The sequence below is a fragment of the Streptomyces hirsutus genome, assembly GCF_001418415.1.
Lineage (GTDB): Bacteria > Actinomycetota > Actinomycetes > Streptomycetales > Streptomycetaceae > Streptomyces > Streptomyces hirsutus.
The window spans coordinates 1-11,568 of the sequence record NZ_LIQT01000213.1 but is presented as its reverse complement, the minus strand read 5'-3'; the positions used below and the strand labels follow the sequence as shown (position 1 = coordinate 11,568).

At 71.3% G+C, this 11,568-nt stretch carries 9 protein-coding genes; 3 read left to right on the top strand and 6 right to left on the bottom strand.

All coding sequences use genetic code 11. The features are described 5' to 3' along the window. From AOK11_RS17415 to AOK11_RS17405, 3 genes are all read left to right on the top strand, one after another. The coding region (locus tag AOK11_RS17415) for an endonuclease III domain-containing protein (RefSeq protein ID WP_206188872.1) at positions 1-814 on the top strand (814 nt) is incomplete at its 5' end. Positions 815-936: 122 nt separating this feature from the next. Next, a complete protein-coding gene (locus AOK11_RS17410; RefSeq protein ID WP_055594637.1) occupies positions 937-1,632 on the top strand; it encodes an NUDIX hydrolase in 696 nt (231 codons plus the stop codon). Between the two features lie 117 nt (positions 1,633-1,749). Continuing rightward, complete coding sequence (locus tag AOK11_RS17405) at positions 1,750-2,949, top strand: MarP family serine protease (protein WP_055594636.1); 1,200 nt, start codon at positions 1,750-1,752, stop codon at positions 2,947-2,949. A gap of 204 nt (positions 2,950-3,153) precedes the next feature. On the opposite strand, the gene AOK11_RS45030 is transcribed toward AOK11_RS17405, so the two are convergent. The 6 genes from AOK11_RS45030 to AOK11_RS17380 form a co-directional block, all read right to left on the bottom strand. After that, positions 3,154-3,342, bottom strand: coding sequence for a hypothetical protein (locus AOK11_RS45030; protein ID WP_079034913.1), 189 nt, complete (start codon positions 3,340-3,342; stop codon positions 3,154-3,156). Between the two features lie 187 nt (positions 3,343-3,529). Continuing rightward, entirely contained in the window at positions 3,530-4,480 is a 951-nt protein-coding gene (locus AOK11_RS17400) for an alpha/beta fold hydrolase (RefSeq protein WP_055594635.1), read from the bottom strand. Beyond that, on the bottom strand, positions 4,477-4,965 hold the full coding sequence (locus tag AOK11_RS17395) for a phage holin family protein (RefSeq protein WP_055594634.1): 489 nt from the start codon (positions 4,963-4,965) through the stop codon (positions 4,477-4,479). Before AOK11_RS17395 ends, AOK11_RS17400 begins: the two co-directional genes overlap by 4 nt. Positions 4,966-5,147: 182 nt before the next feature. Continuing rightward, on the bottom strand, positions 5,148-6,584 hold the full coding sequence (gene nhaA, locus AOK11_RS17390; protein WP_055594633.1) for a Na+/H+ antiporter NhaA: 1,437 nt from the start codon (positions 6,582-6,584) through the stop codon (positions 5,148-5,150). A gap of 361 nt (positions 6,585-6,945) precedes the next feature. Beyond that, positions 6,946-8,901 carry an acetate--CoA ligase gene (gene acs / locus AOK11_RS17385; protein WP_055594632.1) on the bottom strand — a complete coding sequence of 652 codons (1,956 nt, stop codon included), beginning with the start codon at positions 8,899-8,901 and terminating at the stop codon, positions 6,946-6,948. A 206-nt stretch (positions 8,902-9,107) separates the two neighbouring features. Next, positions 9,108-11,568, bottom strand: a 2,461-nt coding sequence (locus tag AOK11_RS17380) for a bifunctional SulP family inorganic anion transporter/carbonic anhydrase (protein WP_055594631.1), incomplete at its 5' end; no start/stop codon positions are given.

Here is an 11,568-nt window from a genome sequence, read left to right as displayed (position 1 = left end):
CGGCGACCGGGTGCACCACTGGGCGACCCTCAACGAACCCCTGTGCTCGGCCTGGATCGGCCACCTGGAAGGCAAGATGGCGCCCGGTCTGACCGACCTGACGGCGGCCGTCCGCGCCTCCTACCACCTGCTCCTCGGCCACGGCCTCGCCGCGCGAGCCATCCGCGCCGCCGCCCCCGACGCCCAGGTGGGCATCGTCAACAACCTCTCCACGATCCACGCCGCCACCGACAGCCCCGAGGACCTGGCCGCCGCCAACCCGGAGGAAGTGGAGGAGATCCTGCGCCCCACCGGGTTCTTCCGGGCCAAGACCAAGTCGGTGATAGGCCTTTCGAAGATGCTGGCGGAGGATTTCGGCGGCGAGGTGCCGGGCCGTCTCGAGGACCTCGTCAAGCTGCCCGGTGTGGGCCGCAAGACGGCCTTCGTCGTGCTCGGCAACGCCTTCGGCCGCCCCGGCATCACCGTGGACACGCACTTCCAGCGTCTGGTGCGCCGCTGGAAGTGGACGCAGGAGACCGACCCCGACAAGATCGAGGCGGCCGTCGGCGCGCTCTTCCCGAAGAGTGAGTGGACCGACCTCTCGCACCATGTGATCTGGCACGGCCGCCGCATCTGCCACGCCCGCAAGCCCGCCTGCGGCGCCTGCCCCATCGCCCCGCTCTGCCCGGCGTACGGCGAGGGCGAGACCGACCCGGAGAAGGCGCGGAAGCTGCTGAAGTACGAGAAGGGCGGCTACCCGGGCCAGCGGCTGAACCCTCCGCAGGCCTACCTCGACGCGGGCGGACGGCCGGCCCCGCCGCTGGGCGCCGCATGACGGGGGCACACGTGGAGGCGTACACGGGGGCACACGGGACGGCCGTCGATGGAACGATCTAGGCGCCACCGGGCGTTGGACGGGGCATGGGAGCGGCGGGGGCCAGGACGGCAGGGGTGGCGATGGCGCGGGTGACCGATCCCCGGGGCGGCCGGGTGAGGCTCAGCACGGAGGGCCTGCCCGCCTGGCTGGACCCGGTGGCCCGGGTCGCGCAGACGATCGCCCCGGGCGACCTGAGCCGCTTCCTCCCCCCGGCGGACGGAGCGGGACGCCAGGCCGCCGTCCTCATCCTGTTCGGCGACGGGGAGCGCGGCCCGGAGCTGCTGCTCATGGAGCGGTCGGCGGCGCTGCGCTCGCATGCCGGACAGCCGGCCTTCCCCGGCGGCACCCTCGACCCCGAGGACGGCGACCCGCTGGCCGACGGGCCGCTGGCGGCCGCGCTGCGCGAGGCCGAGGAGGAGACGGGGCTCGATCCCGACGGAGTCCAGCTCTTCGGCGTCCTGCCGAAGCTCTACATCCCCGTCAGCGGCTTCGTCGTCACGCCGGTCCTGGGCTGGTGGCGGATCCCCAGCCCGGTCGGCGCCGTCGATCCGAACGAGACCGCCCGGGTCTTCACCGTCCCCGTGGCGGATCTCACCGATCCGGACAACCGCACGACCACCTCCCACCCCAGCGGTCACCGGGGCCCGGCGTTCCTGGTCGAATCGGCCGTGGTGTGGGGCTTCACGGCAGGGATCATCGACCGGCTGCTCCACTACGCGGGGTGGGAGCGCCCCTGGGACCGGGACAAGCAGGTCCCGCTGGACTGGCGGTCATGACAGGGTGGGCGCGGTGCCGTGCGGTACGGGGGCTTGTGACGACGGCGGTTCGTCCCGCATGCCCCCGGACTCCGGCCGAGCAGGAACGACCGGAATGACGAGGCGAGGCAAAAAGCGGTGAACGTGCTGGACATCCTGTTGCTGGTCGCCGCCGTGTGGTTCGCGGTCGTCGGCTACCGTCAGGGCTTCGTCGTCGGCATTCTGTCGGTGATCGGGTTCCTGGGCGGCGGTCTCGTCGCCGTCTACCTTCTCCCCGTCATCTGGGACGTCCTGACGGACAACGCGGAGGTCGGCACGGTCGCCGCCGTCGCCGCGGTCGTCGTCGTCATAGTCTGCGCCTCCATCGGCCAGGCCCTGACCACCCACCTCGGCAACAAGCTGCGCCGTTACATCACCTGGTCCCCGGCCCGAGCGCTCGACGCCACGGGTGGTGCCCTGGTCAACGTCGTCGCGATGCTCCTGGTCGCCTGGCTGATCGGTTCGGCCCTCGCGGGGACGACCCTGCCGACGCTCGGCAAGGAGGTCCGCCAGTCCAAGGTGCTGACCGGCGTCTCCCGGGCGCTGCCCGACCAGTCCGACACCTGGTTCGCCGACTTCTCCTCCGTCCTCGCGCAGAACGGTTTCCCCCAGGTCTTCAGCCCCTTCGCGACCGAGCCGATCACCGACGTCCAGCCCCCCGACCCCGCCCTGGCCGGCAGCCCGGTGGCCGGCCGCGCGCAGCGGTCCATCGTCAAGGTCATGGGCACCGCCCCGCAGTGCGGCAAGGTCCTCGAGGGCACCGGCTTCGTGTTCTCCGAGCGCCGCGTGATGACCAACGCGCATGTCGTGGGCGGCGTCGACGAGCCGACCGTGCAGATAGGCGGCGAGGGCAGGAAGTACGACGCGACGGTCGTCCTCTACGACTGGAAGCGCGACATCGCGGTCCTCGACGTCCCGGACCTGAAGGCGCCCGCGCTGCGGTTCACCACCGAGGACGCGGGCAGGGACGACGGCGCGATCGTCGCCGGCTTCCCGGAGAACGGCGCGTACGACGTCCGGTCGGCGCGGGTCCGCGGGCGCATCACGGCCAACGGCCCGGACATCTACCACCGGGGCACGGTCCGCCGTGACGTGTACTCCCTGTACGCGACGGTCCGGCAGGGCAACTCCGGCGGCCCGCTGCTGACCCCCGACGGGCAGGTCTACGGCGTGGTGTTCGCCAAGTCCCTCGACGACGCCGAGACGGGATACGCCCTCACCGTGGACGAGATCCAGGAGGACATCGTCAAGGGCCGCTCCGCGACCCGGCAGGTGGACAGCGACAGCTGCGCACTCTGAGCGGCGCGAGGCCCGCTGAGGCCGTGAGGACGTCCGTGCGGCCCGTTGTACGGCTTGTACGGCCGGCCGCACGGTCCGGTCGCACGGCACGGTCGTACGGACGGGGCCTGCGACCGGGCCGTGCGGAGGAGTCGTACGGAGGGTCCGGGGACGGGTGTACGCCCAGACGGCTCACCGGGAGCACGGCCGGGCGTACGCCCCTCGTCAGCCGCGTGGGTGATGGTGGCGGAGCCGCACCGAGACCCAGCGGGCCCGGCGGCGGAGGATATGCGGAATCCCGACCCTGAGATCCGTATCTGCCATCTCCGGTGCACCGCCTTGCTGGTGGGATCCCATACCGCCCGCCGAGCGGCGGTCGCGGCTTGCGTCACTGTAGTCGTGCGTCCAGCCCATACTTCGACCACTGCCCCCGACCCATGGTCGATAACCGCCTGGCACAGGGCCAATTGGCCTATGCGCCAGGCAAGTGGCCGTTCGTAGGACAGGTGTTCAGATCTGATGATCGGTCCTGCGTACGGAAGGAGTACGGGAGGGGAGGAGGAAGGAGCACGAAGGGACGCGGCCGCCGCCCGGTGGGCTGTCAGCGGTCGGGTTCCGGGTCCTTCAGCCAGTTGATCAGCTCGGCGGAGAACGCGGCCGGGTCCTCCTCGTGCGGGAAGTGGCCGAGCCCGTCGAACAGCCGCCAGCGGTACGGCGCTTCGACGTACTCCCCGGACCCGGCGGCGCTGCGGACGCCCGCCACGGGGTCGAGCGAGCCGTGCAGATGCAGGGTCGGAACCCGCACCGGCCGCTTCATCCGGCGGTTGAACTGGATGCCGTCCGGCCGGGCCAGCGACCGCACCATCCACCGGTACGGCTCGATCGAGCAGTGCGCCGTGGACGGGATGCACATGGCGCGCCGGTAGTTCTCCAGCGCCTTCTCCTCCGGCGGGCGGGGCCCGGACCAGTCCTTGATCAGCTTGGCCACCAGAGCCCCGTCGTCCGCGGTGAGCTGCCGCTCCGGGACCCAGGGCCGCTGGAAACCCCAGATGTGCGACATGGCGGACGACTGCCTGACGTCGGCGATCATGGCCGCCCGCCAGCGCCGCGGATGCGGCATGGACGACACCGCGAGCCGTCGTACGAGCTTGGGGCGCATCGCCGCCGCCGTCCAGGCCAGGTATCCGCCCAGGTCGTGCCCGACCAGCGCGGCGTCCGGCTCGCCGAGGGAACGGATCACACCGGTGATGTCCAGCGCGAGGTTGGCCGGGTCGTAGCCGCGCGGTGTGCGGTCGCTGCCGCCGACGCCCCGCAGGTCCATGGCGACCGCGCGGAACCCGGCGTCGGCGAGCGCCGTCAGCTGGTGCCGCCAGGTCCACCAGAACTGCGGGAAGCCGTGCAGCAGCAGCACCAGCGGCCCGTCGCCGAGCTCGGCGATGTGGAAACGCGCGCCGTTGGCGGCGACGTCCCGGTGGGTCACCTCGGCGCCCCCGGGGATGTCGAGGCGTACGGCCGACAGGGGCTGGGCCGAAGGAGTGGCGGGGTCCGTCATGAGGACGAGCGTGCCACAGCTTCGATCGCCTCGGGGACCTGATCCCTGGGCAGCTCCGGACGCGGGTGCGGCTTGGCCTTCTGCAGCACGACCGCCGTCTCCTTCATCGAGGCGGCGACCTTCTGCGGGCCGCGGCCCTTCTTGGCCTTCTTCGCGAAGACGGTGCCGATCAGGGCGAGGACGAGCGCGACCAGCACGTTCGCCGCGAACGACAGCAGGAAGCAGACGGCCAGGTTCCAGTGGCTCCAGGTGTGGATGCCGTAAGCGAGGGCGAAACTCAGCATCGGCAGCGAGAACAGCAGGACGAGACCGGCCGCGGTGAGCAGTCCGCCGCTCGTCGCACCCCGCTGCACATCCCGCTTGAGCTGTGCTTTCGCCAGGGCGATCTCGTCGTGCACCAGCGCGGACATGTTCTCCGTCGCCGAGGCGAACAACTGGCCGATGCTGCGTTCGGCGCCGACCGGGCTGCCGTCGGGTGCGCTCATCGCGGTCTCCCTCTTCTGCTTTCGTCCTGCGTGCCTCTGCGTACCTCTGAGTAAGGATCAGTCTGCCGCCTGACGGCCCCTGTCCGCCCCATCACCTGCGTCGACCGCGTGTGTCCGGTCGTGTGCGTCCGACCGGCTCGGACCGGCTCCGACTGTCCTGACCTTTGTACCGTTCCGTCAGATCATGCCGGATCGTCGTGGTCCTCGCCTGCCCCGCCCGGTACTTCGGCAAGCCCGCGATGTCCCTCGGCCTTCTCCCGGGCGAGCTGCCGGTGCTCGGCGGCCTTGCGCTCGTGGATCTCCGCCATGCGCAGGTGGTACGCCGGGTCGTCCTCCTCGTAGACGTCCGGGACGCCGCTGAGGTCGTCGTCGCGCTCCTCGGCCTCGGTCAGCTTGCGGTACTTGGCGTTCCGGATCTTCAACAGCACGGTCGCGAGCACGGTCGCGATCAGCGATCCGGTCAGGACGGCGGCCTTCACACTGTCCGTCATCGACGCGTCGCCCTCGAAGGCGAGTTCGCCGATGAGCAGGGAGACGGTGAACCCGATCCCGGCGAGCACCGCCACCGCCAGGACGTCCGCCCAGGCGAGGTCGTCGCTGAGCGACGCCCGGGTGAAGCGTGTGGTCAGCCACGTGCCGCCGAAGATGCCGACCGTCTTGCCGACGACGAGACCGAGGACCACACCGAGCGTCTCGGGCTGGGTGAACACGTCCGCGAGTGCGCCGCCGGAGACCGCCACACCCGCGCTGAACAGGGCGAACAGCGGGACGGCGAGACCCGACGAGAGGGGCCGGACGAGGTGTTCGACGCGCTCGCCGGGGGACTGCTCCTCCCCCTCGCGGCGGTGACAGCGCAGCATCAGGCCCATGGCGACACCGGCGATGGTGGCGTGGATCCCGCTGTTGTACATCAGGCCCCAGACGACCAGGGCGAGCGGCACGTACACGTACCAGCCGCGTACGCCCTTGCGCAGCAGCAGCCAGAAAACGGCCAGGCCCACCACGGCGCCGGCGAGCGCGAGGAAATCGAGGTGGTCGGTGAAGAAGACCGCGATGATCAGGATCGCGAAGAGGTCGTCGACGACGGCGAGGGTCAGCAGGAAGGCGCGCAGCGCGCTCGGCAGCGAGGTGCCGATGACGGCGAGCACAGCGAGCGCGAAGGCGATGTCGGTGGCGGTGGGCACGGCCCAGCCGGCCAGTGAACCGCCGCCGATGCCGCTGGTGAACGTGTAGACGAGGGCCGGTACGGCCATGCCGCACAGGGCGGCGACGACAGGGAGCGCGGCGGCCCGGGGATCGCGCAGATCACCGGCGACGAGTTCGCGTTTGAGTTCGATGCCGGCGACGAAGAAGAAGACCGCGAGCAGTCCGTCGGCGGCCCAGTGCGCGACGGACAGGTTCAGGCCGAGCGCCTCGGGCCCGAAGTGGAAGTCGCTGACGCTCTCGTAGCTGTGGTGCAGGGCGGGTACGTTCGCCCAGATCAGCGCGGTGATCGCGGCGACGAGCAGCAGCATGCCGCCGACGGTCTCGGTGCGTAGCGCATCCGTGACGTAGATCCGCTCGGGCAGGGAGAGACGGCCGAAAGCCTTGCGCGGGCTGGGGGTGCGGGGGGCGGTCACGGGTGGTCCTCTGGTCGTCGGGCAGCACGAATCGTGTGCCGACCAGACTTCCCGGCGCTCCATGAGACAACTGTGGGAGACGGCCTGCTGTGACCGTCCTTCGTGGCCACTGTAACCAACGTGCTCCGGCACCGCACGAAGGGCTTTCGACGACGGACGTCACAGAGGCACCCGGCGCGCGTACGGCGCCGGGTGCCTCCGTTGCCCGTGGGCGGGCCGTGACCGGGGGGTCCGAGGGGAGAAACCGGGGACCCGCTTCGGTACGGTCCCCGGGCCGCTCCTCGGGTGGCCGCTCCTCGGGTGGCCGCTCCTCGGGTGGCCGCTCCTCGGGTGGTCGGTCCTCGGACGGTCGGTCCTCGGGTCAGTCCTCGCTGGACGACTGAGGAAGCTTCTCCTGGATCAGGTTCATCACGGTGGCGTCGGTCAGCGTCGTGACGTCCCCCAGCTCACGGTTCTCCGCGACGTCCCGCAGCAGGCGGCGCATGATCTTGCCGGAACGGGTCTTCGGCAGCTCGTTCACCGGCAGGATCCGCTTGGGCTTGGCGATCGGTCCCAGCGTGGAGCCCACGTGGTTGCGCAGCTCGGCGACCAGCTCCTCGGTCTCCGCGGCCGTACCGCGCAGGATCACGAAGGCGACGATGGCCTGTCCGGTCGTCTCGTCCGCCGCGCCGACCACGGCCGCCTCGGCGACCGACGGATGGGAGACGAGCGCCGACTCCACCTCGGTGGTGGAGATGTTGTGCCCGGAGACCAGCATCACGTCGTCGACCCGGCCGAGCAGCCAGATGTCGCCGTCGCCGTCCTTCTTCGCGCCGTCACCGGCGAAGTACTTGCCCTCGAAGCGGGACCAGTACGTGTCGAGGAACCGCTGGTCGTCACCCCAGATGGTGCGCAGCATCGCCGGCCACGGCTCGGTGATGACCAGGTAGCCCCCGCCGCCGTTCGATACCTCGTTGGCCTCGTCGTCGACGACGGTCGCGGCGATGCCGGGCAGCGGGGTCTGGGCGGAGCCCGGCTTGGCGGCGGTCACGCCCGGCAGCGGCGAGATCATGATCCCGCCGGTCTCGGTCTGCCACCAGGTGTCCACCACGGGGGTGCGGTCCGCGCCGATGTTCTTGCGGTACCAGATCCAGGCCTCGGGGTTGATCGGCTCGCCGACGGAACCGAGGACCCGCAGCGAGGACAGGTCGAACTTCGCGGGGATGTCGTCGCCCCACTTCATGAACGTCCGGATCGCGGTGGGCGCCGTGTAGAGGATCGTCACGCCGTACTTCTGCACGATCTCCCAGAAGCGGCCCTGGTGCGGGGTGTCGGGCGTGCCCTCGTACATGACCTGGGTCGCGCCGTTGGCGAGCGGCCCGTAGACGATGTACGAGTGCCCGGTGACCCAGCCGACGTCGGCCGTGCACCAGAACACGTCCGTCTCCGGCTTGAGGTCGAAGACCGACCAGTGGGTGTACGCCGTCTGGGTGAGGTAGCCGCCGGAGGTGTGCAGGATGCCCTTCGGCTTACCCGTGGTGCCGGAGGTGTAGAGGATGAACAGCGGCTGCTCGGCCTCGAACGCCTCAGGGGTGTGCTCGGTGCTCTGGCCTCCCACCAGGTCGTGCCACCACACGTCGCGGCCCTCGGTCCAGGCGACGTCCTGGCCGGTGCGGCGGACGACGAGGACGTGCTGCACGGTGCCGACGCGGCCGGCCGCCTCGTCCACGGCGGGCTTGAGCGCGGACGGCTTGCCGCGCCGGTAGCCGCCGTCGGCGGTGATGACGACCTTGGCGTCGGCGTCCTGGATGCGGGTCGCGAGTGCGTCCGCAGAGAAGCCGCCGAAGACGACGGAGTGAGCTGCGCCGATACGGGCGCAGGCCAGCATCGCGATCGCGGCCTCGGGGATCATCGGGAGGTAGACGGCGACCCGGTCGCCCTTCTGGACACCCAGCTCCAGCAGGGCGTTGGCGGCCTGGGAGACCTCGTCCTTGAGCTGGGCGTAGGTGATCGCGCGGCTGTCGCCGGGCTCGCCCTCGAAGTGGATGGCGACCCGGTCGCCGTGCCCGGCCTCGACATGCCGGTCCACGCAGTTGTAGGCGACGTTGAGCTCGCCGTCCTTGAACCACTTGGCGAACGGCGGGTTCGACCAGTCGAGGGTCTCGGTGGGCTCCTTGGCCCAGGTCAGTCGGCGGGCCTGCTCGGCCCAGAAACCGAGCCTGTCAGCCTTGGCCTGTTCGTACGCCTCCGCGGTGACGTTGGCGTGTGCGGCCAGGTCGGCGGGGGGTGTGAACCTGCGTTCTTCCTTGAGCAGGTTGGCCAGGCTTTCGTTGCTCACGGCATCTGCCTTTCCCGGAGTGTCCGTTGTGTCCCAGGCCACAGCTCATCAGACCCAGGGGTGCGCTGACAAGGGTCGTCGGCAAAGTGGTTTAGACCTTTTGAGTTGGCTGGCTGCTTCCGTGGCCAGGGGTCATCCCTACCCACGGACGCCGGTGGTGCGCGGTTCACCCCCGGCAGTGCCTCGTATGCCCGCGGGACGGGTTTTCACAGCGCCAGGTCCTCGGCCCGTACCCGGTCGAACACCCGCTCCGCGGCCGTCTCGATGAGGAGATACGCCTGCGCCTCCCCCACGTGGAAGTAGACGCCGTGGAGCGTCAGGAGCCCTTCCTTCAGGGCGCGGGCCACCGAGGCATGGGCGCGCAGGTGCTCCAGCTGCTGGACGACGTTGGTCAGGCAGAGCTGCTCGGCGGTGTCGGCCGGTGTCCGTCCGGCCAGTCGCACCCCGGGCCCGCTTCCGTCCCGCACACGCTTCAGGCTCGGCAGCCCGTGCCGCAGCCACCGTTCCAGCGGCGTGCGGGCGCTCGGGGTGCCGTCCGGCCGGGGGTCGAGCAGCGCCTGCATCGCGCCGCAGCCCGAGTGCCCGCACACCGTGATGGACCGCACCGCCAGCACTTCCACGGCGTACTCGAGGGCGGCCGCCACCGAGTCGTCACCGCTCTCCTCACCGGGCGGCGGCACGAGGTTGCCGACGTTGCGGACCACGAACAGGTCCCCCGGACCGCTGGAGGTGATCATCGAGGTGACCAGTCGCGAGTCGGCGCAGGTGAGGAACAGCTGCGTCGGCCGCTGCCCCTCGCGCGCCAGCCGGGCCAGCTCCCCGCGTACCAGAGGAGCGGTGCTCCGCTGGAACGTGCTGAGCCCACGCACCAGGTCGGTCCCGGTCCGGGACGCCTTTGGCCCACCGGCACCCGACACGCTCCCGGTGGGGGAAGCGGACCCTGTGCCCGGGCCCGTGTCCGTGTCTGTGCCCGTGTCCGTGTCCATGTCCGACGGACCGTCCTCTGTGCCGGGCCGGGACGGCCGCCCGTAGTGACCGCCCTGTCTGCCGGCGGCGTCACCGGCCTCATGGGTGACACCGGTGCCACTGCTGCCACTGGTGCTACTGGTGGTACTGGGACCACCGGTGACACGGTTGTCGTGGTCGCTTCGGTCGTCGTCCGGTGCGGAGAGCGGGAGCTCGCACTGGTGGTTGCGCCAGGCGGTCCAGGGTCGGCAGTGGCACCCGGCGCCGGACGGCACGCCGGTCTCGTCGGTCCCCTCCGTCGTGGGAGAAGAGATGAGGGCCGCGGGTTCGGCGAGCCGGACGCCGGCTCCGGGCCGACGGCCGGTGATCTCCACCGCTCCGCCCCGGGCGGTGTGCGTGTTCTGCCAGTCCTGCAGCGCCTCGTACGCCGCGTGGTCCATGAACGAGCCGTCCAACGCCACGACGCCGGTGGCCCCCTGGGGCACGAGATGCAGGGCCCGGCTGAGCCTCGGCACGGCGAGGAACGTCAGCTGCCCTCGTACATCTACGTGATGGACTTCTTCCCTCACCTCGTGCGTGATCCGGGTGTGGGTGAGGCGGTGCAGGGCCACGCCCACGGCGACGGCGATCCCCAGGGTGACGCCCTCCAGGACCCCCGCGAACACCACGCCTACGGCGGTCACGGCGTAGACCAGGGCTTCCCGGTGGCGGGTCACCGTACGGATGTGGTGCAGGGAGACCATCTGGATGCCGACGGCCATCACCAGGGCGGCGAGTGAGGCCAGCGGGATGAACTCCAGGACCGGAACCATCAGCAGTGCGGCCACCACCACGAGAGCGCCGTGCAGCATCGTGGAGTTCCGGCTCACGGCACCGGCGCGCACATTCGCGGAACTGCGCACGGCCACCCCGGCCACGGGCAGGCCGCCGAGGCAGCCGGAGGCGATGTTCGCGGTGCCCTGGCCGAGCAGTTCGCGGTCCAGGTCGGAGCGGGGGACGTGGCCCGAACCGGGGCGGCGGGCCACCAGCTTGTCCACGGCGACCGCGCCCAGCAGCGACTGCACGCTGCACACCAGCGTGGTGGTGAGAACGGCGGCGACCAGCCCGAGCACGGGCCCTTCGGGGAGCCCGGCGAGTGCGTGGCTGCGCCAGGACGGCAGGTCGACCTCGGCCAGGACGAGACCGGCAGCCGCGGCCGTCGCGGTGGCCCCGGCGACGGCGACGAGGGCGGCGGGGACCATGCGCAGCAGGCGCCCGGCCCGCCCGGGCAGCTTCGGCCACAGCAGGAGCAGGGTGAGGGTGAGCACGCTCACCGCGACGGCCGCGGGGTCCACGTTCGCCAACTGGGCGGGCAGCGCCCGGAGATTGTCGGGGACGGAGCTCTGCGGGGTGCCGCCGAGGACGATGTGCACCTGGGCCACGGCGATGGTGACGCCGATTCCGGCGAGCATCCCGTGCACGATCGCCGGGCTGACGGCGAGCGCACCGCGGGCCACGCGCAGGCAGCCCAGGCCGATCTGGGCGAGCCCGGCGAGGACGGTGATGGCGCAGGTCGTCCGCCACCCGTACTGCTGGATGAGGTCGGCGGTGACGACGGTGAGCCCCGCGGCCGGACCGCTGACCTGGAGCGGGCAGCCGCCGATCCGTCCGGCGACGATCCCTCCCACGGCGGCGGCGACCAGGCCGGCCTGGTCGCCGCCG